The organism is Microbacterium sp. FW305-3-2-15-F-LB2 (assembly GCF_058787255.1).
Window position 1 is genome coordinate 2,356,907 of record NZ_JBYSZO010000001.1, and the last position, 24,738, is coordinate 2,381,644.

General features: G+C 70.0%; 22 protein-coding genes and 1 tRNA gene. 7 read left to right on the top strand and 16 right to left on the bottom strand.

Annotated elements, in window-relative coordinates; all coding sequences use genetic code 11:
- Positions 1-39: 39 nt before the first annotated feature.
- The 5 genes from groL to AC3WLZ_RS11450 all read right to left on the bottom strand — a co-directional run bounded on the left by groL (position 40) and on the right by AC3WLZ_RS11450 (position 4,043).
- Positions 40-1,659: a chaperonin GroEL gene (gene groL / locus AC3WLZ_RS11430; RefSeq protein WP_412925054.1), complete on the bottom strand. Its 1,620-nt coding sequence runs from the start codon at positions 1,657-1,659 to the stop codon at positions 40-42.
- 173 nt (positions 1,660-1,832) lie between these two features.
- Positions 1,833-2,036, bottom strand: coding sequence for a cold-shock protein (locus tag AC3WLZ_RS11435; RefSeq protein ID WP_412925055.1), 204 nt, complete (start codon positions 2,034-2,036; stop codon positions 1,833-1,835).
- A gap of 131 nt (positions 2,037-2,167) precedes the next feature.
- Entirely contained in the window at positions 2,168-2,752 is a 585-nt protein-coding gene (locus AC3WLZ_RS11440; protein WP_492470093.1) for a LytR C-terminal domain-containing protein, read from the bottom strand.
- A 34-nt stretch (positions 2,753-2,786) separates the two neighbouring features.
- A complete protein-coding gene (locus tag AC3WLZ_RS11445) occupies positions 2,787-3,041 on the bottom strand; it encodes a DUF3263 domain-containing protein (RefSeq protein ID WP_412925057.1) in 255 nt (84 codons plus the stop codon).
- Between the two features lie 9 nt (positions 3,042-3,050).
- The gene (locus tag AC3WLZ_RS11450; RefSeq protein ID WP_492470094.1) at positions 3,051-4,043 is read right to left on the bottom strand and encodes a DUF2332 family protein; all 993 of its coding nucleotides are present in this window, start codon (positions 4,041-4,043) and stop codon (positions 3,051-3,053) included.
- A gap of 72 nt (positions 4,044-4,115) precedes the next feature.
- On the opposite strand from AC3WLZ_RS11450, the gene msrB reads away from it, so the two are divergent.
- Both msrB and AC3WLZ_RS11460 read left to right on the top strand, forming a co-directional pair.
- On the top strand, positions 4,116-4,523 hold the full coding sequence (msrB, locus tag AC3WLZ_RS11455; RefSeq protein ID WP_412925059.1) for a peptide-methionine (R)-S-oxide reductase MsrB: 408 nt from the start codon (positions 4,116-4,118) through the stop codon (positions 4,521-4,523).
- A gap of 127 nt (positions 4,524-4,650) precedes the next feature.
- On the top strand, positions 4,651-5,088 hold the full coding sequence (locus AC3WLZ_RS11460) for a nitroreductase family protein (protein WP_492470095.1): 438 nt from the start codon (positions 4,651-4,653) through the stop codon (positions 5,086-5,088).
- Between the two features lie 55 nt (positions 5,089-5,143).
- Here AC3WLZ_RS11460 and AC3WLZ_RS11465 read toward each other — a convergent pair whose 3' ends face one another.
- Positions 5,144-6,088 carry a DMT family transporter gene (locus tag AC3WLZ_RS11465; RefSeq protein WP_492470096.1) on the bottom strand — a complete coding sequence of 315 codons (945 nt, stop codon included), beginning with the start codon at positions 6,086-6,088 and terminating at the stop codon, positions 5,144-5,146.
- 82 nt (positions 6,089-6,170) lie between these two features.
- On the opposite strand from AC3WLZ_RS11465, the gene AC3WLZ_RS11470 reads away from it, so the two are divergent.
- Positions 6,171-8,078 (top strand): alpha-amylase family protein, encoded by a 1,908-nt coding sequence (locus tag AC3WLZ_RS11470; protein ID WP_492470978.1) that lies wholly within the window; start codon positions 6,171-6,173, stop codon positions 8,076-8,078.
- A 379-nt stretch (positions 8,079-8,457) separates the two neighbouring features.
- On the opposite strand, the gene AC3WLZ_RS11475 is transcribed toward AC3WLZ_RS11470, so the two are convergent.
- Positions 8,458-8,530 (bottom strand) — tRNA-Thr (locus AC3WLZ_RS11475).
- A gap of 44 nt (positions 8,531-8,574) precedes the next feature.
- The gene (locus AC3WLZ_RS11480; RefSeq protein ID WP_492470097.1) at positions 8,575-9,540 is read right to left on the bottom strand and encodes a DsbA family protein; all 966 of its coding nucleotides are present in this window, start codon (positions 9,538-9,540) and stop codon (positions 8,575-8,577) included.
- Positions 9,541-9,753: 213 nt separating this feature from the next.
- Between AC3WLZ_RS11480 and AC3WLZ_RS11485 the strand changes: the two genes are divergently transcribed.
- Together AC3WLZ_RS11485 and AC3WLZ_RS11490 are read left to right on the top strand one after the other, a co-directional pair.
- Positions 9,754-10,857: an ABC transporter ATP-binding protein gene (locus AC3WLZ_RS11485; protein WP_412925064.1), complete on the top strand. Its 1,104-nt coding sequence runs from the start codon at positions 9,754-9,756 to the stop codon at positions 10,855-10,857.
- A gap of 73 nt (positions 10,858-10,930) precedes the next feature.
- Entirely contained in the window at positions 10,931-12,253 is a 1,323-nt protein-coding gene (locus tag AC3WLZ_RS11490) for a DUF4032 domain-containing protein (RefSeq protein ID WP_492470098.1), read from the top strand.
- Between the two features lie 54 nt (positions 12,254-12,307).
- On the opposite strand, the gene AC3WLZ_RS11495 is transcribed toward AC3WLZ_RS11490, so the two are convergent.
- The 3 genes from AC3WLZ_RS11495 to AC3WLZ_RS11505 all read right to left on the bottom strand — a co-directional run bounded on the left by AC3WLZ_RS11495 (position 12,308) and on the right by AC3WLZ_RS11505 (position 16,608).
- Positions 12,308-12,949, bottom strand: a complete 642-nt coding sequence (locus AC3WLZ_RS11495; protein ID WP_492470099.1) for an NAD(P)-dependent oxidoreductase — start codon at positions 12,947-12,949, stop codon at positions 12,308-12,310.
- A 102-nt stretch (positions 12,950-13,051) separates the two neighbouring features.
- The gene (locus AC3WLZ_RS11500; RefSeq protein WP_492470100.1) at positions 13,052-14,419 is read right to left on the bottom strand and encodes a dihydrolipoamide acetyltransferase family protein; all 1,368 of its coding nucleotides are present in this window, start codon (positions 14,417-14,419) and stop codon (positions 13,052-13,054) included.
- A complete protein-coding gene (locus tag AC3WLZ_RS11505) occupies positions 14,419-16,608 on the bottom strand; it encodes an alpha-ketoacid dehydrogenase subunit alpha/beta (RefSeq protein WP_492470101.1) in 2,190 nt (729 codons plus the stop codon). Before AC3WLZ_RS11505 ends, AC3WLZ_RS11500 begins: the two co-directional genes overlap by 1 nt.
- 149 nt (positions 16,609-16,757) lie before the next feature.
- Between AC3WLZ_RS11505 and AC3WLZ_RS11510 the strand changes: the two genes are divergently transcribed.
- Together AC3WLZ_RS11510 and AC3WLZ_RS11515 are read left to right on the top strand one after the other, a co-directional pair.
- Positions 16,758-17,282: a VOC family protein gene (locus AC3WLZ_RS11510; protein ID WP_492470102.1), complete on the top strand. Its 525-nt coding sequence runs from the start codon at positions 16,758-16,760 to the stop codon at positions 17,280-17,282.
- Positions 17,279-17,962, top strand: a complete 684-nt coding sequence (locus AC3WLZ_RS11515) for a GntR family transcriptional regulator (protein ID WP_492470103.1) — start codon at positions 17,279-17,281, stop codon at positions 17,960-17,962. Before AC3WLZ_RS11510 ends, AC3WLZ_RS11515 begins: the two co-directional genes overlap by 4 nt.
- On the opposite strand, the gene AC3WLZ_RS11520 is transcribed toward AC3WLZ_RS11515, so the two are convergent.
- The 5 genes from AC3WLZ_RS11520 to AC3WLZ_RS11540 are packed head-to-tail and all read right to left on the bottom strand — an operon-like array spanning position 17,955 to position 24,689.
- Positions 17,955-18,659: an SDR family oxidoreductase gene (locus AC3WLZ_RS11520; protein WP_492470104.1), complete on the bottom strand. Its 705-nt coding sequence runs from the start codon at positions 18,657-18,659 to the stop codon at positions 17,955-17,957. The two genes, AC3WLZ_RS11515 and AC3WLZ_RS11520, sit on opposite strands and share 8 nt — an antisense overlap.
- A complete protein-coding gene (locus tag AC3WLZ_RS11525; protein WP_492470105.1) occupies positions 18,656-19,561 on the bottom strand; it encodes an NAD(P)-dependent oxidoreductase in 906 nt (301 codons plus the stop codon). The genes AC3WLZ_RS11520 and AC3WLZ_RS11525 overlap by 4 nt, the downstream gene beginning before the upstream one ends.
- Positions 19,561-20,943: a M24 family metallopeptidase gene (locus tag AC3WLZ_RS11530; RefSeq protein WP_412925075.1), complete on the bottom strand. Its 1,383-nt coding sequence runs from the start codon at positions 20,941-20,943 to the stop codon at positions 19,561-19,563. Before AC3WLZ_RS11530 ends, AC3WLZ_RS11525 begins: the two co-directional genes overlap by 1 nt.
- Positions 20,944-20,997: 54 nt before the next feature.
- Positions 20,998-23,511, bottom strand: a complete 2,514-nt coding sequence (locus tag AC3WLZ_RS11535) for an ATP-binding cassette domain-containing protein (protein ID WP_412925076.1) — start codon at positions 23,509-23,511, stop codon at positions 20,998-21,000.
- A complete protein-coding gene (locus AC3WLZ_RS11540; RefSeq protein ID WP_492470106.1) occupies positions 23,511-24,689 on the bottom strand; it encodes a substrate-binding domain-containing protein in 1,179 nt (392 codons plus the stop codon). The genes AC3WLZ_RS11535 and AC3WLZ_RS11540 overlap by 1 nt, the downstream gene beginning before the upstream one ends.
- Positions 24,690-24,738 lie beyond the last annotated feature (49 nt).

Below are 24,738 nucleotides of genomic sequence, written 5' to 3' on the forward strand. Positions count from 1 at the left end.
CCCGGAGGAGGGGGCGTTCTCTGTCTACCTAGGCGGGGATCAGAAGTCCATGCCACCGGTCGGGTCGCCCGCGGGAGCGGCGACCTTCTCGGGCTTGTCGGCGACGACGACCTCGGTCGTGAGGAACAGACCGGCGATCGACGCGGCGTTCTGCAGCGCGGAGCGCGTCACCTTGGCCGGGTCGATGATGCCCTGTGCGAACAGGTCACCGTATTCGCCGGTCGCGGCGTTCAGACCGTGGCCGACGGGGAGCTCCGCGACCTTGTTGGCGACGACGCCCGGCTCGAGACCGGCGTTGAGCGCGATCTGCTTGAGCGGAGCCTCGATGGCCACCTTGACGATGTTCGCGCCGGTCGCCTCGTCGCCCGTGAGCTCGAGGTTCGCGAACGCGGTCTTGCCGGCCTGGATCAGGGCGACGCCACCACCGGCGACGACACCCTCTTCGACGGCCGCCTTGGCGTTGCGCACGGCGTCCTCGATGCGGTGCTTGCGCTCCTTGAGCTCGACCTCGGTGGCCGCGCCCGCCTTGATGACGGCCACGCCGCCGGCGAGCTTGGCGAGGCGCTCCTGGAGCTTCTCGCGGTCGTAGTCGCTGTCGGTGTTCTCGATCTCGCGACGGATCTGGGTCACGCGACCCTCGATCAGCGCGGAGTCACCGGCACCCTCGACGATGGTGGTCTCGTCCTTGGTGATGATGACCTTGCGGGCACGGCCGAGCAGGTCGACGGTGGCGTTCTCGAGCTTGAGGCCGACCTCTTCGGTGATGACCTGTCCGCCGGTGAGGATCGCGATGTCCTGCAGCTGAGCCTTGCGACGGTCGCCGAAGCCGGGAGCCTTGACGGCAGCCGACTTGAAGATGCCGCGGATCTTGTTGAGCACGAGCGTCGCGAGAGCCTCGCCCTCGACGTCCTCGGCGATGATGAGGAGTTCCTTGCCCTCCTGGATCACCTTGTCGACGATGGGCAGAAGGTCCTTGATGTTCGAGATCTTCTGGTTCGCGATCAGGATGTAGGGGTCTTCGAAGACCGCTTCCTGGCGCTCGGGGTCGGTGACGAAGTAGGGGTTGATGTACCCCTTGTCGAAGCGCATGCCCTCGGTGAGCTCGAGCTCGGTGCCGAAGGTGTTGGACTCCTCGACGGTGACCACACCCTCCTTGCCGACCTTGTCGATCGCCTCGGCGATGAGCTCGCCGATCGCGGGGTCGGCGGCGGAGATCGACGCGGTCGCGGCGATCTGCTCCTTGGACTCGACTTCCTTGGCCGAGGCCAGGAGCTCGTCGGTGACGGCCTTGACGGCCTTCTCGATGCCCTTCTTGAGCGAGATGGGGTCAGCGCCGGCCGCGACGTTGCGCAGGCCCTCGCGGACGAGCGCCTGAGCGAGGACGGTCGCGGTGGTCGTTCCGTCACCGGCGACGTCGTCGGTCTTCTTGGCGACCTCCTTGACCAGCTCAGCGCCGATCTTCTCGTACGGGTCGTCGAGCTCGATCTCCTTGGCGATCGAGACACCGTCGTTCGTGATCGTGGGGGCGCCCCACTTCTTCTCCAGCACGACGTTGCGACCGCGGGGGCCCAGGGTCACCTTGACGGCGTCGGCCAGGGTGTTGAGGCCGCGCTCGAGACCGCGACGGGCCTCTTCGTCGAAAGCGATGATCTTTGCCATAAGTGTGTCGTCCCTCCCGGACGGGTGACTTCCAGATTTGGCACTCGACGAAAGCGAGTGCTAACTCATTCTGGCACTCGACCCTGGGGAGTGCAAGCCACGCGACGCCCGTGGAAACGGCAGCGCCGCGGCCCCCATGACGGGGGCCGCGGCGCGGCGGGAATCGCGAGAGGTCAGGCGATGAGTCGAACCGACTCAGCCTGAGGACCCTTCTGTCCGGACCCGACCGTGAACTCGACGGCCTGACCTTCTTCCAGGACCCGGAATCCGGACATCTCGATGTTCGAGTAGTGAACGAAGACATCCTGTCCGTCCGTCACGGTGATGAAGCCGTAACCCTTCTCGGCGTTGAACCATTTGACGGTGCCCTGCGTCATGCGAATCTCCTGTTGCTGAACGACGAGGTCATCGTAAGCACGCGGACACGGGCGGAATCGGCGCGAGCGGGCATTGTTGACACGGCGGCACCGAACTTTTTACGCCGCGGAAACACGCGGCGTCAGGGGCCTCACGGAGTCGGTTGGCCCGCGGTGCGATCGAGTCCGATCACCACGACCAGACGCTTCTCGGCGCCCTCGTCGTCGGGGGTGTTGGGGTCGTCCGTGGGCTGGAGGAAGTCGCTTTGCGCGACCTCGGCGCCGCCGATCGCCTCCGCCAGACCGCGCGCGGCCTGCTCGTCCGCGGTGGTCCGGTAGTACACGGTCGTCGTGGCGAAGTCCGTCGTGTCCGAATCGCCGGTCTGCACGGAGTCGGAGGCCCATCCGAGGCCCACGATCTGGTCGCGCAGGTTGCCTGCCAAGCCGTCGTCGGGCGTCCCGTTGAGCACAACGACCGAGTACGACGTGTCGATGACCGCCGGAGTGCTCTCCGAGGGTGTCGGGCTCGGTCCCGCGTCAGACCCCAATGAGATGCGGCCGGATGCCACCAGCACACCGAAGATGCCCACGATCACCAAGACGATGGTGGTCAGCGCCGCCCAGAAGAAGACTGCCCACCCGCGGGAGCGGGGATGTTCGGCCCGGTGCGCGCCGACGCGGCCGCCGCCGGCCGGGAGGTCGTCGAAACGATCCCGTGGGAAGGTCGATCTGGGCATTGGACGATGTTACCGGGCAGATTCTGTGGCTCCGTCAGCGCGCAGCCGTGCGCCCGAGACGAGCACGGTGCTGCTGGGCGGCCTCATCACGGCGCCGGCGCAGGCGTCGCACGAGCATGGGGTCCGCGGCCAACGCCTCCGGGTCGTCGAGCAGACGCCCCAGGAGTTGGTAGTAGCGAGCCGGGGCGAGGTCGAACTCCGACCGGATCGCCTCCTCCTTCGCACCGCCGTGCCGACGCCACTCACCCTCGAAGGCGAGGAAGGCGAGATCACGGTCGGAGAGGGCCACGTCGTCACGCTACTGCGGACGATAGGAAGATCCGGGATGCCACGCCACCCACGCGCCGAGCGGGTCGACGCTGGCCAGGACCTCGCCGTCGAGGGCGAGCGCGAACCCTCCCGGCCGCAGGTTCGGCGATCCGTTCCACGCGTCGTGGAGGCCCGCGGCATCCAGGGTCACCCATCGTCCGGCGGCGCGAGCGGCAGCGATGACGGCGTCGCGGTGCCGCCGTGGAACGTGCGCGAGGACGCCGGGAGTCGTCACCACCAGCGTCGCGTCGCGCGGGGCCCGCGCGGCGAGCCCGGGCAGAGACTCGGCTCCGTCGCCCGCGACGAGGAGCGGCGGATCGGCGGCGGCGATGTCGAGGGCGGCGGTGATGCGTTCGCGCCGACCCTCTTCCCCCGGCCACGCGAGGCCCATCAACCAGGCGCGGTCTTCGGGGTCTCGCGCGTCGAGGGGCTGGAGATCGATTCCCGCGCGCCAGACGACCTCGGGCAGGCGCAGCGGTGGGTCGCCGTCGACGTCGGCCACGAGGACGACCGCGCTGGGGCCGTCCGCCGGGTCGAGAGCCGTCACCGCGTCGTCGGGCGACCGGAAGCGATACGAGTAGCGGTCAGGGTAGAGGCAGAGACCCCCGCTCGCGCCCACCTCGAGCAGAGCGATGGGCCCCTCGATGAGCGACAGCGCCGGCAGCAGGGCGGCGCAGCGCAGCGGCTCGTTGGTCTGCAGACTCCGCCGTCCGCACTCGGCGACGATCGCCTCCGTGTGCGCGACCACCCACTGCGCCCACAGATCGCCCGTCTGCGTCGGCGCGCCGAGCAGGCGCAGGACGGCGAAGACCAGCGGCGGCTGTCGGTGCGTGGCCGGGATCCTCGCGAGCACCGCCGCAACCGCCGGGTCGACCGTCACCCGGCGCGCCCACTCCTCGTACAGGCGAGACCGCCCCGGAGCCTCGTCGCGCGCGAAGCGCCCGTACCGGTCGACGACGGCGGTGATGGCATCCTGGTCCACCCCGTGATTATGCCGCCACGGCCATCGCGGTCCCTGGACACGAGAGAATGGACAGGACGAAGGAGACCATTCATGACCTACGCCGTCGAGAAGTCCGACGACCAGTGGCGGGCCGAGCTCACGCCCGAACAGTACGCGGTCCTGCGCCAGGCCGGAACCGAGCGCGCTTGGACGGGCGAGCTGCTCGACGAGAGCCGCGCCGGCCTCTACACGTGCGCCGCTTGCGGCGCCGAGCTGTTCCAGAGCGGGACGAAGTTCGATTCGCACTGCGGATGGCCGAGCTTCTACGAGTCCGTCAAGCCCGAGGCCGTCGAGCTGATCGAGGACAACAGCCACGGCATGCAGCGCACCGAGGTGCGTTGCGCCAACTGCGGCTCGCACCTGGGCCACGTGTTCCCCGACGGATTCGGGACGCCCACGGGCGACCGCTACTGCATGAACTCGCTGTCGCTGAGTTTCAGCCCCGCCGACGAGGCATGAGCGCGCTGGAGGCGATGCGCGACCGTCGGTCGTGGTCGAAGGTCACCGATCTCGCCCCCACCGGCCCCGAGCTCGAGGCATTCGTTTCGGCAGCCGGTCGCGTAGCCGATCACAAATCGCTGCGGCCGTGGCGTCTGATCGAGATCCGCGGGGCCGACCGCGACGTCCTCGCCCGTGCGCTGAACAAGGCCGACGGCAAGAAGGGCCTTCCTCGAAGCCGCGGCGCGCACCGCTCATCGTCGCCGTGGTGGCGGATCTGAGTTCGAAGAAGATCCCGGCATGGGAGCAGGAGGCCGTCGCCTCGGGCGTCGCCCACATGCTGAGCCTCGCGCTCGATGAAGCGGGGTTCGGGGTGTTCTGGCGCACCGACGACAACACGCGCAGCAAGGTCCTCGCGAAGGCCCACGGCCTCACGAAGGGCGAGGTGCTGCTCGGGTGGCTCTACATCGGTGGCAAGCCCGTGCGGTCGCGCCCGACCCGGCGCAAGACCGTGGATGCCGCCAAGCACCTGTCGCGGATGCCGGGAGGCAAGAAGCGTCGGAAGGTCGACGAGGCGCACCTCTGATCCACCCCGAAGCGCCGTCGCCGGTTCGCACCGCGGCGGCGCTTCGTCGTGGGACTCAGCCTCGGCGGAGACGACCCCACGGCACCGCGGCGACGACGACGCCCGCGATGGCCACGGAAGCGGCCAGCACGGCAACGGGGATCGGCGGCGCCGCCGGCGCGGGCCAGAGTGCGTCCAGGAAAACCGACGTGGTCAGCAAACCGACGACGGACCCCAACCCGAGCACGAGAACACCGGTGCGCTGAACGATCACCGATGACAGGAAGATATAGACCACGCCCAGCGCGCCGCCGAGATACAGCCACGGGTCGGTGGGCAGGTCTCGCGGGGCACCGACCACCGCGATGTGCACGAGCGACGCGACGATCAGCACCGATGTACCGCCGGCGAAGTTGACCAGCGTCGCGGCGAGGGGGCTCTGGGTCCGCAGGCGCAGGCGTCCGTTGGTGCCCTGCTGCCAGGCGACGCCCGCTCCGGCGATGACGGGCACCACGAGCATCCAGACCGGGATGCCACCGAGCCGGTCCCCCGTCAGAGAAACGCCCACCCCCGCGAGGGCGAGCAGAGCCCCGGCGATGCGGGGTACGGTGACCGGCACCACGCCCGCCGGACCGTGACCGAACCGGTCGAGGAGGAGTCCCCCGGTGGTCTGCCCCGCGACGAAGCCCACCGTGAACAGGGCGACGCCGATGGTGGCGACGGCGAGTCCCTGGCTCGCCACCGTGAACGCGCCGGCCGCGCCCCCCACGAGCATCCACGCGGGGACCGACCGATCGCGGATGGCCGCCGCGAGGCGTCGGACGCCGGCACGGCCCGCGGGGAGGACCGCGGCGAGTACCAGCATGATGACCAGGCCCGACCCGAACGAGATGCCGCCGGCGAGCACTCCGTCGCCGACCTCTTCACCAAGCGAGCCGTTGACCCGGGCTTGCAGAGCCGTGAGCGAGCCGATCAGCACGGCGCCGAAGACGGCGATCCCCGGCGATCGTCGTTGAGACATGGTTCCTCTTCCTCCGCGCCGCTCCGTCGAGGGCCGTCGTCGATCGTACGTGTCCGTGGCCGATGTGGACCCGGGGGCCCGGATGCGCGAGGCTTTCCACGTGCCTCAACTCAGCTCCGGTCCCGACGACGTCTCCGGCATCCTTTCCCAGCTGACCGCCGCGCGGGCTGACCGCGAGTTCCTGGCGGGGGTGGAGCTGCACCTCCCCCGGCTGCACGGCCTCTTCCGCCGTCTCTACGGCGACCGGTCCGACGGCGTGGAGCGCCTGGCATCCGTCGTCGACCTCGCGCGGCGGTCGTGGCTCGAGCGATCCGAGGAGCTGAAGGCCGTTGATCGCGAGCGGGGCAGTGATCCGGACTGGTTCGAGAGCGAACGGATGCTCGGGGGTGTCTGCTACGTCGACCGATACGCCGGCGGATTGAGCGGCATCCGGGACTCCATCCCTTACTTCCGGGAGCTGGGGCTGACCTACCTGCACCTGATGCCGCTGTTCGAGAGCCCCGAGGGAAACAGTGACGGGGGCTACGCGGTCTCGAGCTACCGCCGGGTGAACCCGGCACTCGGCACGATGGAGGAGCTCGCCGACCTCGCGACGGAGCTCCGCCACGCGGGCATCTCGCTCGTGGTGGACTTCATCTTCAACCACACGAGCAACGAGCACGAGTGGGCCCGGAAGGCGGTGGCAGGCGACGCGGGGTACGAGGACTTCTACCTCATCTACCCGGACCGCGAGCTGCCCGACGCGTACGAGCAGACGACGCGGGAGATCTTCCCCGACGACCACCCCGGCTCTTTCGTGCAGCTGCCTGACGGCCGGTGGATCTGGGCGACGTTCTACCACTTCCAGTGGGACCTGAACTACGCCAACCCCGCGGTGTTCGAGGCGATGGCCGGGGAGATGCTCTTCCTCGCCAATCAAGGCGTCGAGATCCTCCGGATGGATGCCGTGGCCTTCATCTGGAAGCGCCTGGGCACGGCCTGCGAGTCGCTGCCGGAGGCACACCTCCTCCTGCAGGCGTTCAACGCGGTGCTGCGCATGGCGGCGCCGAGCCTGCTGTTCAAGTCGGAGGCGATCGTGCACCCCGACGAAGTGGTCTCGTACATCTCCGCCGAGGAGTGCCAGCTCTCCTACAACCCGCTGCAGATGGCGCTCACGTGGGAGGCCCTCGCCACCCGCGACGGTCGGCTTCTGCAGCAGGCGCTCGAACGCCGGCACGCCCTGCCCGAGGGCACCGCGTGGGTCAACTACGTCCGCAGCCACGACGACATCGGGTGGACGTTCGCCGACGAGGACGCCGCGGAGCTCGGCATCCAGGGGTATCCCCACCGGAGGTTCCTCAACGACTTCTACGTCGGACGTGTCGAAGGCTCGTTCTCGCGCGGCGTGCCGTTCCAGGAGAACCCGCGCACCGGCGACGCGCGCATCGCCGGGACGACCGCCTCGCTCGCCGGCATCGAGGCGGGAGACGCCGGCGGCGAGGACCGTGTCGTGCTGGCGCACGCGCTCGCCCTCTCGACGGGCGGTATCCCCCTGCTCTACCTCGGTGACGAGGTCGCTCAGCTCAACGACTACTCCTACCGTCGCGATCGCGCGGAGGCCGGCGACAGCCGGTGGGTGCACCGCCCGCACCGACCCGAGCAGAACTACGCGGACCGGATGGATGCCACGACCCCGGCGGGCCGCGTCTTCGCCCGCCTGACACGACTCCTCGAGGTCCGGCGCTCGACGCCCGAACTCGGCGGAAACGACCTCATCGCCTTCGACGCGCACGTCGACTCGGTGGTGGCGTTCCTGCGCCCCGGCGATTCGGGTGCGGCGGTCCTGGTGCTCGCGAACGTCGCCGACCACGCGGTCGAGATCGACGCGCTGACCCTGTCGGGGCTGGACCCGGATGCCATCGACCTCGTCGCCGACGCACCCGTGTCGGTTGCCGGCGGGCTCACCGTGGCCGCGCACGGGGTGCTGTGGCTGCGGGTGGGGCTGCGCTGAGCCGATCCGTGGAGTCTTTGGGCCCACCCTCGCGCTGCACAACGCCGGAGATGATGTCCGGTATCAGCTCGCCATTGACTCGGCACCGGACGATCGACACGTGACGGAGATCGACGTCCGGGAAGATTGCCTGCCCGAGTTCACGCTCGTGGTCTGAGAGCCCTTCGACGTTGTTCCACGTGACAGCGTTGGTGTGCTGCATGACTCTCGTTTCTTGCCCCACATCGAGAGTGCTGCACCGAAGCCTCGTGCGCTCAGGGTTGACTTACGCACCGCACCGTGCAGGAAGGGTCACGGTGCAGGCTCTGCTACCCGCAGTGTGCGGCGCTCACGGAGGGTCACGGGAGCCAAGAAGGTGACCTCGGGGTACGAGGGAGAGTGCCGGCTACAGGACTTGAACCTGCAACCCCCGTATTACAAGTACGGTGCGCTACCAATTGCGCCAAGCCGGCGGGACACCCATCCTATCGGCGCGTGCGGTGACGCCCCGAATGCCTCAGCCGGCCGGCGTCTCGGTCGCCGTCGGGGTCGGGGTCGGGGTTGCCGTGGAGTAGTAGGCGTTGCTGTCGACCGTGAGCACGAACTGCGCGAACTCCTTCGGGTCGTCCATGCGGCCGACGTAGGGGGTGCCGTTCACGAGCACGGTCGGAGTCGCGGTGAGCGCCTGACCCTTTGTGTCGGGGAGGCCCTTGATCGCGCGGTCGGTGGCGGCCTTCGCCCACGACGTGAACGTCTCGTCCTCGATGCAGTCGCGCACCGTGTCGGGGTCGCTCACGCCCGTGCCCTGCGCCATGTCGGCGAGCTTCTCGTCGCTGTATCCGTCGGAATCGACGGCGGGCTGGTTGACGAGGAGTTCGTGGTTGAAGGCGAAGAACTTGTCGGACGCGTGCGTCGCGACACACGCGGCGGCATTCGCGGCGCGCAGGCTGTACTTCGTGCCGTTCGACTTCGAGGTGAGCATCGCCACCGGGTAGTACGTCAGGGACGCGGCATCCTGAGAAACCCACTTCGAGAGCTGCTCGGCGTTGGCGAGCTGGAACTCCCGCGCCTCGGTCGAGAGGTAATCCACGTAGACGCGGATGTCGACGGGAGCGGCGGTCGTCGTGGGCGCCGGGGTGGGGGTCGGCGTCTCCGTGGGAGTCGCCTCGGCCGCCATCGCGGACGCGTTGCCGTCAACGGTCTGGTCGGCCTTCGGGTCGGCGATGCCCGTTGCCGCGGTGACGACGAAGCCGTCGTTGGACGCGGCATCCGGGAGGGCCTGCGACCGGCCGTCCTGCGACGACAACGCGTAGGTGACACCCGCGGCACCGACCGCGACGACCGCAACGGCACCGATCGTCACGAGCGACCGGCGAACGATCCGGGCCCGCGTCTGACGTGCCTTGACCTGCTGCGCCTTCTCACGAACCGCCTCACGGCGGGCGTTCTCGGCGGGCAGATTCGGCGTCTGGTCGTTGGACATGGGACCTCTCGGGCGCGGACAGGATCCGCTGACGATCACGGGAACGCACGGGTAGGCGAACGAGGATCGATGGTAGTAAGCCTGGCTGAGAAATGCCCAGACACGTGCCATACTGACCCTGCGCTCACTGTCGCGCGCGCTCGGGGTCGCCCCCGTTCATTCCATTCACTACGGATCGTCCGGCACGTACCTGCCGGTGAAGGAGAAGAAGAAATGGCGTCCGTCACCTTTGACAACGCAACCCGTCTGTACCCCGGAGGCACTCGCCCCGCGGTCGACAAGCTCAACCTCGAGGTCGCCGACGGCGAGTTCCTGGTTCTGGTCGGCCCCTCCGGTTGCGGTAAGTCCACGTCGCTGCGCATGCTCGCCGGCCTCGAAGAGGTCAACTCCGGCCGCATCCTGATCGGCGACCGCGACGTCACCGACGTCCCGCCGAAGGACCGCGACATCGCGATGGTCTTCCAGAACTACGCGCTCTACCCCCACATGACCGTCGCCGAGAACATGGGCTTCGCCCTGAAGATCGCCGGCGTCGGCAAGGAGGAGCGCGCCGCTCGCGTCCTCGAGGCCGCGAAGCTCCTCGACCTCGAGGAGTACCTCACGCGTAAGCCGAAGGCCCTCTCGGGTGGTCAGCGTCAGCGCGTCGCCATGGGCCGCGCGATCGTGCGTCAGCCCCAGGTGTTCCTCATGGACGAGCCGCTGTCGAACCTCGACGCCAAGCTCCGTGTCCAGACCCGCACCCAGATCGCGTCGCTGCAGCGCCGCCTGGGCGTCACCACGGTCTACGTCACGCACGACCAGACCGAGGCGCTCACGATGGGCGACCGCATCGCCGTGCTCAAGGACGGCCTGCTCCAGCAGGTCGGCACCCCGCGCGACCTGTACGAGAAGCCGAAGAACGTCTTCGTCGCCGGCTTCATCGGTTCGCCCGCGATGAACCTCTTCCCGGTCGACCTGGCCGAGGGCGGCGTGCGCTTCGGCGACCTGATCGTCCCCGTCGAGGCCGACGTCATCGGCAAGGCCCACGGCGGCGAGGTCACCATCGGTGTCCGCCCCGAGGACATCCAGGTCGCCCCGGCCGACGGCCGCGGCCTGTCGGTCGTCGTCGACCTGGTCGAAGAGCTCGGCGCCGACGGCTACCTGTACGGCCACACCGACATCAACGGCAAGCGCACCGACATCGTCGCGCGCGTCGACGGCCGCCGTCACCCCAACGCGGGCGAGACGGTCGTGCTGGCGCCGGTCCCCGGTCACGTGCACGTCTTCGACCTCGAGTCGGGCGACCGTCTGACCGACAAGGCCATCGCCTCCGCCTGATCTCACGCACCGTCGCGGCGCGGGGAGTCTTTCACGACTCCCCGCGCCGCACCCGTTTTTCCCCGGAGGAACCGTGGCCGAATCCCTCAGCATCACCGCCAGCACCGTCGACCCCGGACTCCTGCAGTTGCCGTGGTCGACGGGCCTCACCGACTGGCCGAGTTCGCACATCGTCGCCCTCCCCAAGGGCATCTCGCGTCACCTCGTGCGCTTCGCGACGCTGTCCGGCCGCGTCGTCGCCATCAAGGAGACGACCGAGGAGATGGCCCGCCGCGAGTACGACATGCTGGGCAACCTTCACCGTCTGGACGCGCCGTGCGTCGAGCGGGTCGCTGTGATCGCCGGGCGGACGGATGCCTCGGGCCGCCCCCTCCCCGCCGCCCTCGTCACCTCGCACCTGCGCTTCTCCCTGCCCTACCGCGCGCTGTTCACCCAGGTCCTGCGCCCCCACACGGCGACGCGTCTCGTCGATGCCCTCGCCGTCCTCCTCGTTCGACTCCACAACGTGGGCTTCTTCTGGGGCGACGTCTCGCTGTCGAACACTCTCTTCCGCCGCGACGCCGGCGAGTTCGCTGCCTACCTCGTGGATGCCGAGACCGGAGAGTTGCACGGCAATCGCCTCACCAACGGCCAGCGCGCCCACGACCTGGACGTCGCCCGCACCAACATCGCCGGCGAGATCATGGACCTCGAGGCAGGAGGTCGCCTCGAGGGCGGGGTGGATGCCGTCGCCATCGCCGACGGGCTCGTCGCGTCGTACCACTCACTGTGGGGCGCCCTCACCGACAAGGAGACGTTCGCCGTCGACGAATCGTGGCGGATCACCGAACGCGTGCACCGCCTGAACGCCCTCGGCTTCGACATCGGGGAGATGTCGATCAAGACGGCGAGCGACGGCACCCATGTCTCCATCCAACCGAAGGTGGTCGACGCCGGCCACCACCAGCGACGGCTGTTGCGCCTGACCGGCCTCGACGTCGAGGAGAACCAGGCCCGGCGACTCCTCAACGACCTCGACGAGTTCCGCGCGCGGGTGTCGCGCCTCGGCGCCGACGAAGAGATGGTCGCGCACGAGTGGCTGACCCGCGTCTTCGAGCCGATCGTCATGGCGATCCCCTTCGACCTGCGCGCGAAGCTCGAACCGGCGGAGGTCTTCCACCAGGTCCTCGAACACCGGTGGTACATGTCGCAGGCCCGAGGCCGGTCGGTGCCGCTGGCCGAAGTCGTGACCTCCTACATCGACGAGGTGCTCAGCCACCGCCGCGACGAGGCCACCGTCATGGGACCTCCGACCGACACGATGTCGCTCGCCACGATCTCGGATGCCACGGCACCGGAGACGGGCGAAGTCCCGACGACGGACACGGACGTCATCGACTGGCGCGACCTGGTCTGACCGAACGACGACGGCGCCGCCCCGGAAGGGACGGCGCCGTCGTCGTTCGCGGTGTCAGTACCCGACGGCGAAGTGGTCGCGCGAGTGCTTCGGGTTCTCGATCTCATCGAGCACCGCGACAGCGAAGTCGGCGCCAGAGATGAACGAGTCGCCGTTGGCATCCACGACCAGCACGTGCCCGCCGTCGCGGTAGGTCCCGGTGCGCTCACCCGGGGCCCACACGCCGAACCCGCCGGCGGGGTGGATGTAGAACCAGTCACGGTCGGAGGAATCCGCCTCGAGGTCTTCCAGGATGCCGATCGCCTCGGACGCCTCGGGCTTGTACTCGTCGGTGAAGCCCTCGGTGTCGATGAGGCGCGGGCCGCCCTCGGCGACCAGGGTTCCCCCGGCTCCGCCGATCACGCCCAGACGCACGTCCTCGGGAAGAACGGAGTTCAGCTGGGCGATCGCCGGGCGGAGCTTGCCCAGCATGTCGCCCCGGGGAGCGACGGCCGAGACCACGACGTCGACGCCCTCGAGCTCGGCAATGAGGCCGGGAACGTCCAGGACGGTCCCCTCGATGTAGGTCGCTCCCTCGACACGCTCGGACGGAACCGACCGGGCGACCGAGACGACGGTGTGGCCGCGGCGAACGGCCTCGGTGACGATGTGGCTACCGGCGTAGCCGGTTCCTCCGATGACGGCGATGCGGGTCACGGCTGTTCCTCTCCTCCGGTCCGCGATCTCATGCGGACGTGTTCTCCCAGCGTGCCGGTTCCGGGAGCGTCGCGAAACGCGAACGCCCGGAACCGACGCAATTCACAGCAGGATCTGCAGAGGATTCTCGATCCGGGCCACGAACGCGGCCAACCACTGGGCCGCCAGTGCGCCGTCGAGCACCCGGTGGTCGGCGGACAGGGTCACCGACATGACCGTCGCGGCCGCGAGCGATCCGTCCTGCTCCACCACCGGACGCCGCGTCGCGGCGCCGACGGCGAGGATGCCGGCGTGCGGCGGGTTGATGATCGCGGAGAACGACGTCGTGCCGTACATGCCCAGGTTCGAGACCGCGAACGAGCCGCCCTCGAGCTCGTTCTGCTTCAGACGCCCCTCTCGCGCCCGCCCGGCGAGGTCGCGAACGGTCGCGGCGAGCTCGCCGATCGAGAGCCGGTCGGCCCCCCACACCACCGGGGTGAGCAGACCGCCCGGAACCGAGACCGCGACGGCGATGTCCGCCGCGGTGAACCGACGCGTGGCATCCGGGGTCCAGATCGCGTTGGCCTCGGGGACGTCTCGCATCGCGCCGGCGACCGCCTTCACGACGAGGTCGTTGACGGAGATGCGGTGCTCGCGTCCCTCGTTGATCTGCGCGCGCAGAGCGAGCAGCGCATCGACGCGGCAATCGGCCTGAAGGTAGAAGTGCGGCACCGTGGCCTTGGATTCGGTGAGCCGCCGCGCGATCGCCCGGCGCATGCCGGTGTGCGGCACGTCCTCAAACTCCGCGCCGAGCGAGGTCGGCACGGCTTGCGGCTCTGCGACGGAGGGCTCGGGATCCGGATGCCGCTCCGTCGGCGCCGGGGTCCAGGCATCCAGGTCGCGCCGCACGATCCGACCGCGCGGACCCGAGCCCGGCACGTCGGCGAGATCGATCCCGCGTTCCGCGGCCAGGCGTCGGACGAGGGGCGAGGCGAAGAGTCGCCGCTCCTCGCCGGGGACGGAGTCGGCCTGCGCCGTCGGGTCGGCGGGCGCCGGGGGCGCGGGCGAAGGCGCCGCGGGCGGGGACGTCGGCGCGGCGGGGGTGGACGTCGGCGCGGCGGCGTCGGACGTCGGCGCGGCGGGAGCCTCCGCGGCCTCCTCGGGCGCGGCGGCCACCTCGGCATCCGACGGCGCCGCAGTCGCGGGGGCGGGTGCTCCACCGGCGGCGGCGAGCGCGGCATCCACGCTCTCCCCCTCCTCGGCGAGGACCGCGATCGGGACGCCCACGGCGGCGGCGTCACCGGCGGGCAGGAGGATGCCGGCGAGGATGCCGGCACGCTCGGCCTCGTACTCGACGACGGCCTTCTCGGTCTCGATCTCCACGATCGCCTGCCCGGCGCGCACGGGGCTGCCGACCTCGACGAGCCAGCTCTGGATGGCCGCTTCGGCGGCCCCCGTGGCAATCTCGGGCATGCGGACGACGATGGCCATCAGCGGATCCCTCCCGCCGCACGCACGCGCTCGAGACCGGCGACGACCTCTTCCGTGCGGGCGATCGCGGCCCGCTCCAGCACCTTCGAGATGCTCGGGCTCGCCTCACCGCCCGTGACGCGTTCGACCGGTTGGTCGAGCCAGTCGAAGAACCGCCGCTGGATCTCGTCGGCGAGCCACGCGCCGTACGACGGTCCGCGCGCACCCTGCTCGACGATGAGGACGGCGTTGGTCTTGCGGATGCTCTCGCCGACGGTCTCCCAGTCCAGCGAGGCGCGATCGAGCCACCGGAGGTCGATGACCTCGGCATCCGTCCCGGTCTGCTCGACGGCTTCGAGGGTGTGCCCGACCATCGACAGGTAGGTCAGCACCGTCACGTCGTTGCCCTCGCGGCGCACCGCGGCGCTCGCGGGAGGGATGACGTAGTCGAGGTCGGTGTCGGGCACCCGGTCGGGGGTGCCGTAGAGGTCGACGTGCTCGATGACGAGCACCGGGTCTTCCAATGCGAGGGCCGCGTTCATGAGCCCGACGTAGTCGGCGGCGGTCGACGCGGCGACGATGCGCCATCCCGCCTGCGTCGCGAAGATACCGGCCGGGTCCATCAGGTGCTGCGAGCCGTAGCCCGAGCCCATCGCGATCTTGGTGCGTAGGACGAGCGGCACGGTGTTGTTGTCGCCGAACATGTGCCGGGCCTTGCCGACCTGGTTGAACACCTGGTCGGCGGCCACCCACATGAAGTCGGGGTACATGAACTCCACGACGGGACGGAACCGTCCGTCCATCGCGACACCGCCGGCCGCGCCGAAGAACCCGTTCTCGCTGATCGGCGTGCCGATGACGCGGTCGGGTCCGTACTTCTCGGCGAGGCCCTTCGTCGCCCCGTTCGTGCCGCCGCCGAGCCGGTGGACGTCCTCGCCGAGCACGATGATGCGCGGGTCCGTCTCCATGCGGCGGTCCATGGTCTGCGCGACCGCGTCGACGAACTTCACGTCGCGCCACGGTCCGGTCCAGTCCGTCGGCTCGGCCGCCGTAAGGGCGTCGAGCTCGGAGGCATCCCCCCGGATGCCGGTGTCGACGACGGCAGGGTCGGGCCACAGCTCCGGGCGGATGCGGCGTCGGCCGGGACGCTCGGGGTCGGCCTCGACCACCGCGGCGACCGACTGCGCGACGGCGGCCACGGCCTGCTCGCGGACCGCCTGCGCCTCGGCGTCGTCGAGGAGACCGAGTCGGCGCATCTCGGATGCCATCCGCTCGAGCGGATCGCGCGCGCGCCACTGCCCCTCCTCATCCTTCGTCCGGTAGCCGAACGCGCTCCCCGGGTAGGGACCGTTCTGGTGGAAGAACCGGTACACCTCGGCCTCGACGATCGCGGGCCCCTCCCCCGCGCGCATGCGGTCGAGGGCCTCGCCCGTCGCCAGGTGCACGGCGAGCGGGTCCATGCCGTCGACGCGCCACGCGGGGATGGAGAACCCCTGGCCGCGTACGGAGAAGCGCGTGTCGGCGCTCGCCTCGTCCGCGCGAGTCGAGACGGCGTAGAGGTTGTTCTCGATGAAATACGCCACGGGGAGTTTCCACGTCGAGGCGAGGTTCATCGACTCCAGCACCGATCCGATCTGGCTGGACCCGTCACCGAAGTAGTTGATCGAGACGTCGGACGTGCCGGCGTGCTTCTGCGCCCACGCGTGACCGGTGGCGAGCGGCGCACCGCCGCCCACGATGGCGTTGGTGCCGAGCGCACCGGCCTCCAGCCACTGCAGGTGCATGGAACCGCCCCGGCCGCCCGAAAAGCCCGATGCCAGGCCGAGGATCTCGGCGAGCGTGCGGTCGAGCAGCGTCTGCACGTCCGGCGTCACGAGAGCGGTCGGGTCGAGCGCACCGCCAGAAACGTAGGCGAGCGTCTTGGCGAGGAACTGGTGGTGTCCGCGGTGCGAGCCGTTGACGGCATCCGCGGGTCGAAGGGACACGATCGAGCCGACCGCGCCGCCCTCCTGACCGATGCTGGAGTGCGCGGGGCCATGGACGAGGCCCGCGCCCGCCAGGTCGAGCACCGCCTCTTCGAAGGCCCGGATCAGATGCAGTTGACCGAGCATGGTCCCGAGCAGTTCCGGGTCGGCGGCCTTCCAGTCCGCGGCGGTCGTCTCCAACTGCACCCACTCGACACCGGTGTTCAGCCGTTTCCGCTTGGCCATGTCGCTCCTCACGCGTCGTTGCGTCTGCCTATACAGGTCGTTCGCTCACACTGTACGATCGGATTGTCTCCAATACAAGGCGCATTCGCCGCGAGATACTGTCGAGAGGCGCCCCCATCGGCGCCAATGGATCCAATGGAGGATGCGACATGGGACTTCCGGGGCTGCGCGGCAGCGACCACATCGGCTTCACCGTTCCCGACCTAGACGAGGCCGAGACCTTCCTGGTCGACGTCTTGGGCGCGGTGCCGGTGTACACCCTGCCCGGCCGCAGCGGCGAGGGCGACTGGATGACGCGACAGCTCGGGGTCCACCCGAGAACCCGCATCCGCGAGATCCGGTTCTACCGCCTGGGCAACGGCACGAACCTCGAGGTCTTCGCGTACGACGCCGCCGACGGTCAGGCCCCTCCCCCGCGCAACAGCGACATCGGCGGCCACCACCTCGCCCTGTACGTCGACGACCTGGATGCCGCGGTCGCCCACCTCCGCGCGCACGGCGTCGACGTCATGGGCGAACCGGTGGTGAGCGGCGCCGCCTCGGCGGGACAGCGCTGGATCTACTTCCGCGCCCCGTGGGGCATGCAGTTCGAGCTCGTGAGCTTCCCCGACGGCAAGGCCTACGAGCGCGACGCCGAAACCCTCCTGTGGCATCCCGCGAGGCCGGCCGAATGACCGGGCTGCTGCCCGCGGCCCGAGACCACGGGCGCGCCGGTTCGGGGATCGCCGACACCCTGCGCGACGAGATCCTCCGCGGCATCCATCCGCCCGGGACCCGGATCCGGCAGGAAGACCTCGCGGCCCGGCACACGACGAGCCGTCTCCCGGTGCGCGAGGCGCTGCGCATGCTGGAGGCCGAGGGACTCGTGACGCTCGTCGCCAACTCCGGCGCGTGGGTGTCGCGCCTCACGCTCGCCGAGTGCGAGGAGCTGTACCTCGTGCGCGAGCGCATCGAGCCCGTGCTCCTCGGGATGAGCGCTCCCCTGCTCTCCGCGACCGATCTCGACGCGCTCGACGCGCTCGCCACGCGCATGGAGCACGCGGATGCCGAGGACTTCCTGCGCCACGACCGCGCGTTCCACTTCGCCACCTACGCGCCGGCACGCACCGTGATGCTCGGCGACACGGTCGTGGGCCTCTGGAACCGGACACACCACTACCGGCGCGCTTTCGTCACCGCGGCGCACGAGCGCCACGACGGCACGGCGCACCTCGACCACCGGCTGCTTGTCGCGGCCCTGCGGCGCGGAGACGCCGAGGAGGCCGCTCACGTTCTCGAGCGGCACATCCGTCGCACGCGCATCGAGTTGGAGCGGCATCCCGAGATCTTCGGCGAGGAGACGTCCGTCAGGTGATGCGCCAGCCCCGGTCGACGTAGAGGTTGGTCGCCGAGACGCCCTCGTTGTGCAGCAGGAACCGGGTGGCCTCGACCACGTCGTTCATCGTCGCGAGTTCACCGCCGGGCGTGCGCGACGAGTAGCCCTCGAGGACCCCCGCGGGCTTCCCCGCCCAGAACGGGCTGTTACCGATGATCCCGGGGTGCAGGGCGTTCACCCGCAGCGGCGCGAGTTCGAGCGCGAGCGCTGTCGTGAGCCCCTCGACGCCGCCGTTGATGGTCGACACGGTGATCGATCCGGGGTAGGGCGCGTCCTTGGCGCGCCCGCCGAACAGCACGATGCCGGTCGAACGCGCCGGCACGAGCCGGTCGAGCAGCGCATGCACGGTCTCGGTGTACCCCACGAGCTTGAGGGTCACCAGGCGCCGAGCCCGGGCGATGTCGTACTCGCGGACGGTGTTGGCGTCGCGTTCGATGGCCGCGAGGACGAGGCCGTCGAGTTCGCCCACGTCGGCGAGCGCGGGCGCGATGTCTTCGGGCTCGGAGATGTCCACCGCGATGCCCCGGACGTTCGGGCCGATCTCGCGGGCTATCGCCTCCGCGGCGGCCGCGTCACGGCCCGTGAGCGTGACCTCGTGGCCGTCCGCGGCGAGCGACGCGACGATCTCGCGCCCGATGCCGGACGTCCCGCCCACCACCAGATACCTGCGGCTCATGCCGCACCTCCCTCTCGTTCGTCATCGGATGCCGGCAGGAGCCCCCGCCGGGTGACTTCGGCCGCCGCGCCCCAGTCGAGGCGGGCGAGGTCGGGTTCGGCGAGCGCCCGCTCGAACACCGCGGTGAGCGCGGCGAGCGTCGGCAGGTGCGTCCCGGTCTCGCCCGCGATCTCGGCGCTCAGCCGCAGATCCTTGTAGCCCAGGGCCACGTCGAACCCGGGCGGGTCGTAGGCCTGCCGCGCGATCATCCCGCCGTAGCCGCTGTACACAACCCCGGCGAACAGCGTGGATGTCAGGATCTCGACGAACAGCCCGGGGTCCACCCCGCGGGCTTCGACGAGGGCGACCGACTCTCCGATCGCCTGGATCGCGTGGATGATGTCGTAGTTCACCGCGATCTTGACGGCGTTCGCCGTCGACGGTTCCTCACCGAGCGGCCACAGGCGCGCGGCGAACAGCTGGAGGAACGGCTCGACCTCGGCGACGTCGCCGGGCGCGCCCGCGACGAGCACGTTGAGCTTGCCCTCCGCCGCGACGGTGGGCCGCCCGAGCACCGGCGCGGCGACGTAGCGCGCCCCCGCCACCTCGAACCGCTGCCGCAGCTCCCCCGCCTCCGCGGGGCTGATCGACGCCATGTTCACGTGGACGCCGCCGATCGCGGATGCCACGGAATCGGCATCCAGGACGGAGAGCGCCGCGGGACCGTCGGCGAGCATCGAGAAGGACACGGGCTGCGCGAGCGCCTCGCCGGGCGTCGCGCAGGCCACGGCCCCCGCGGCCACGAGGTCGTCGACCGGGCCGCGAGAACGGTTCCAGACGTGGACGTCGTGGCCCGCGTCGACGAGGCGGCGGGCGAGCGCCGCCCCCATCGATCCGAGGCCGAGAAAGCCGACCGACGCCATCACGCCTCCCCGCGGCCCCACGTCGTGTTCAGGTTCGACTGCGAGTCGCGCTCGTTGTTCAGCGGACCGCCGACGGCGATGTACCGCGGGCCGGCGATCAGCAGCTCCTCCGCGGGGAACTTGGTGATCACTTCGCACCCGGTCGCGGTGACGACGACCTCCTCCTCGATGCGCGCCGCGCCCCACCCGTCGGCGGACGGCCAGTAGGTCTCGAGGGCGAAGACCATCCCCTCCTTCAGTTCCTCCGGGTGATCGAACGACACCAGACGCGAGAAGATCGGCTTCTCCCAGATCGACAGGCCCACGCCGTGCCCGTACTGCAGGGCGAACGCCGCCTCCTCGTCGGCGAAGCCGAACTCCTGCGCCGTCGGCCACACCGAGACGATGTCGGCGGTCGTCGCGCCGGGGCGCACGAGGGCAATCGCGCGGTCCATGTACTCGCGCGCCCGGGTGTAGGCATCCTTCTGCTTCGTGCTCGCCGAACCCACCGCGAACGTGCGGTAGTAGCAGGTGCGGTATCCGTTCCAGCTGTGCAGGATGTCGAAGAACGCCGGGTCGCCCGGGCGGATCAGGCGATCGGAGAACACGTGCGGGTGCGGCGAGCAGCGCTCGCCCGAGATGGCGTTGACGCCCTCGACGTACTCGGAGCCGAGGTCGTACAGCGTCTTGGCAACGAGCCCGACGGCCTCGTTCTCGCGGACGCCCGGGCGGAGGAACCGGTAGAGGTCCTCGTATGCCGCGTCGACCATGGACGCCGCCTGGGTCAGCAGACGGATCTCGTCGTTCGTCTTGATGCGCCGGGCCTCCATGAAGACCTGCTGGCCGTCGACGACCTGGATGCCGACCTTCTGCAGGGCGAAGAGGATCGGGAGCTCGATGACATCGACGCCGAGCGGCTGGTCGGCGACGCCGAACTTCTCGAGCTCCCGCTTGATCTTGCGCGCCACCTCCTCGGCGATCCCCGCGTCCGGCGGGAACGCCCCGCGGAGCGTCGAGATGCCCGCCCGCGCGCCCGACTCCAGGCGCGGACGCTTCGTGCCCTCGTGCGGCGCGTGGGGGTCGGCATCCATCTCGGAGGAGGTGACGTCCAGCCACGGGTTGTACAGCGCGTGGTGCTTCGCCGCCGAACCGAAGTCCCACGAGATCGGGTCGGTGTTGCGGGTGAGCAGGCTGAAGCGGATCAGCTTGTCCATCGCCCACGTGCCGATGTGGGTGGCGGTCATGTAACGGATGTTGGAGAAGTCGAACGCGAGCAGCGCGCCCAGCTCGGAGCGGTCCAACTCCGCCTTCAACCGCGCCAGTCGCTCATCGCGGAGGCGGTCGAAGTCGACCCGCGCCTCCCAGTCGACGCCGTTGGTGCCCGTGGTTCCGGTGTTCTTCATGATGGCCTTCCTGAGGTCAGAGGATTGCGTGGGTGTGCGGGTCGGCGGAGACGGTCAGCCGCCCCGCACTCCCGGTGAGCGACCGCGGCGCACGAGCACCATGACGAGCGGGACGACGGCGGCGAAGAGCACGAACGCGCCCTGGATCCAGTACTGCCAGGACAGTCCGAGCGAGAGGAACGCCAGAGCGCTCGTCACGGTCTGGAGCAGGAGTCCGGCTGCGGCGACGGCGAGCGCGGAGCCCGAGCCGCCGAAGATGCTGGCGCCGGCGATGACGACCGCCGTCACCGAGGTGAGGGTGAGCGCCTGCGCCGCGTTGGCGTCGCCGATTCCGGACCGCGAATACACGGCGAGCCCGGCGATGGCCGCGAGCAGACCCGCGGCGACGGACGCGAGCAGACGCGTGCGCGGAACCCGCACCCCCATCCGATTCGCCTTGACCGGGTCGGACCCGGCGGCCCGCAACGCGCGCCCCCCGCGGGTGCGCTGGATGACGAACCACATGACCACGGCGACCGCCACGGCCAGGGCGAGGATCATCGGCACACCGGCGATCGCGAGACCGAGAGTCGTGAGGACGTCGGCACGGGCCGACCCGCCGGGGCTGGGGCGGAGCACCTGCGCGAGGCCGAGCACCGCGATCGAGCTCACGAGCGTCGCGATCACCGGCGGCAACGAGAGGCGGGTGACGAGGAGCCCGTTGACCCAGCCGACCGCGGCTCCCGCGGCGAGCGCGAGGACGACGCCGATGAGGAAGAAACCGATCCCCTGTTGAGCGAAGAACGACAGGATCACGGCCGACAGGGCGACCACCGACCCGATGCTCAGATCGATGCCGCCGGTCATGACGACGACGAGTTGAGCGAGGCCGACGAAGATGAGGACACTCGCCGCCGCCAGGAGCTGACTGACGCTCAAAGGGCTCAGGAACGCCGACGACACGAACGAGGTCACCACCGACAACGCCACGGCCAGGCCCAACAGGACGACTGCCTGCGTCTCGCCGGCGAGGATGCTGCGCGAGCGCGGACGGCGCGCGTGCACGGCGACCTCGACCGATGCCGTCTCGGACGACAGCACCGCCGCTCCCGTGATCGCGCGCTCGTCGACGTCGTCGCCGATGAGCGTGGTCTGCACGCGACCGCGGGAGAACACCACCACCCGGTCGCACAGGCCCTCGAGCTCGACGGCATCCGTCGACAGCACGACGACCGCGACGCCCGAGGCGGCCAGATCACGCAGGAACGCGTAGATGTCGACGCGGGCGCCGGCGTCGACGCCCTGGGTCGGGTCCTCGACGAGCAGCACCTTCGGGTCGCCGAGGCGCCCGCGGGCCAGCAGGACCTTCTGCTGATTGCCGCCCGAGAGCGCCGACACCGGCACCTCGAAGTGCGGCGTCTTCACCGCGAGGCCGGCGACGCCCTCGCGGGTGAGCTCGTACTCACGGCTGCGGCGGACGAACCCGCCCGGCATGGCGGCACGAAGGGCCCCCGCGACGGCGTTCTCGCGGATCGACATCTTGCCGAACATCGCCTCGCCGATGCGGTCCCCGGGGAGGAACACCACTCCGGCCGCCGAGGCAGACCGACGAGAGCGGGTCGATATCTCCTGTCCGCCGACCAGCACCCGACCGCTTGTCGCCCCTCCACCGGCGATGCCGCGGAGCACGCGGCGCTGACCGTTGCCCTCGACGCCGGCGAGACCGATGATCTGGCCGGGATACACCGAGAACGAGACGTTGTCGTAGCCGGGACCGCTGAGTTCGAGGACCTCGAGGGCGGGGGTCGCCGAGGCCGCGGGGGCGGCGGGCTTGTCGGGGAACGTGGTCTCGAGCGACCGCCCGACGATGAGCTCGACCACCTCGTCGGCGGTGAAGTCCGCCACGAGGCCGCGACCGACGACGCGTCCGTCGCGCAGCACCGTGAGGTCGTTGCCGATCTCCATCACCTCGGGGATCCGGTGGGTGATGTAGACGATCGCGACGTCCTTCTCGAGCAGCCCGCGCACCTGGCCGAACAGCCACGCGGTCTCCTCCGGCCCGAGGGCCTCGGTCGGTTCGTCCAGCACCAGCACACGCGGATCGGATGCCAGGGCGGCGGCGATCTCGACGAGGTGCGCCTCGCGAAGCGACAGCGACGACACCAGGGCGTGCGGGTCGATCTTCAGCGACAGACGCTCGAAGTGCGCTGTGACCCAGGCGGCCGCGGTGCGACGCGAGGGGCGCTTGCTGGCCGGGAGCAGAAGGAGCACGGCATCCACCACGCTCAGAGACGGGGCCAGCGCGGGAATCTGGTAGACGATGGCGAGCCCGGACTCCCGCGCCTCCGCGGGACGGATGCGATCGAACTCGCGCCCGGCGAGGCCGATGGTGCCGGCATCCGGCACCACCGACCCCGCCGCGATCCCCACGAGGGTGGACTTTCCGGCGCCGTTCTCGCCCAGCACGGCGTGCACGCGACCGGCGGCGATGTCGACCGACACCGCATCCAGCGCGGTGACACCGGGGTAGGTCTTGGTGATGCCCGAGAGGGTGAGTGCGGATGCCACGGTCGTGGGGGTCTCGTTCATCAGCCGAACAGCTTCGTGATCTCGTCAGAGGTGAGCAGCGTCGACGGCGTCGCGTCGGACGGTGCGGACGACAGGCACGCCTTGTCGGGGGTCACCGAACCCGCCATCTTGCCGGTGGAGTCCTCGAAGAGCGACAGCTCGTACAGCGACGGCTCCTCGTCCTTCGTGCCGAACTTCGCGGCGAGAGCCTTCCGCAGAGCGACGCGGCCGATCCAGGTGCGCGACGAAACGGTCGCCAGCTCGTAGCCGGGGTTCTTCGCCTTCAGCTCGGCGAAGCCGCAGCTGAGGGAGTTGTCGTCGGTCGAGGTGAGGATCGGGAGCGGCTGACCGGCGGCCTCGTAGGCGCGGATGACGCCGGAGGCCGATGCGCCGTAGTCGGCGATGATCGCGTTGATGGGCGTGCCCTGCGACAGGACACCGGCCATGGCCTGCTGCGCCTGAGCGGGGTCCCAGTTGGTCCAGATCGGCTCGGAGTTCACGAGGGTGATCTGCGGGTTGGCGTCGAAGACCTCCTTGGCACCGGCGAATTCCTGCGTCGAGACGAGGGCGCCGGAGGGGCCGCCGAAGAAGACCACGTTGCCCCCCGCGCTCCCGAGCTGGTCGACGATCCACTGCGCCTTGGACTTTCCGACGAACGCGGGGATCTGGTCGGTGTAGTCGAGGTAGTCGGTGCCGGCGGTGCCCTGCGGGTCGGAGGCGAAGTTGACAACGATGGATCCGGCCTGCGTGGCCTGGCGGATGGCGGGCAGGTGGGCCTCGCCGGGGCCGGCGTCGGGGATGACCAGGATGATGTTCGTGCCCTTGGCCGCGAGGCTCGTGATGCCCGAGGTGGTGGCTTCGAGGTCGCCGCGACCGGCGATGAACTCGACGCCCGAGATCGCGGCGCACTTGGCCGCTTCGCTCTCGATCTCGGCGAGCACGGTCTTCGACCACGTGTTGGTGCCGTAGCCGTCCACGACACCGACCGAGACCTTCTCGGCGCCTTCGGGGCAGATGTCGGAGATGTCGGCGAACTGCTCCATCGTGCCGGTGCTGCCTGCGGCGATGTCGGCCGTGAGGTTGTCGGCGCCTTCCGTGCCGCCGCCGGCGCTGTTGGTGGAAGAACAACCGGCGAGAACGAGCGCGCCGAGGGCGAGGACGGCGAGACCGGCTCGCCGTGCGGGTGCTGTGGTGATCATGGGGGTACTCCTCTTCGAGTGGGTGATCGGGTATGCAGGGACGAAGGTG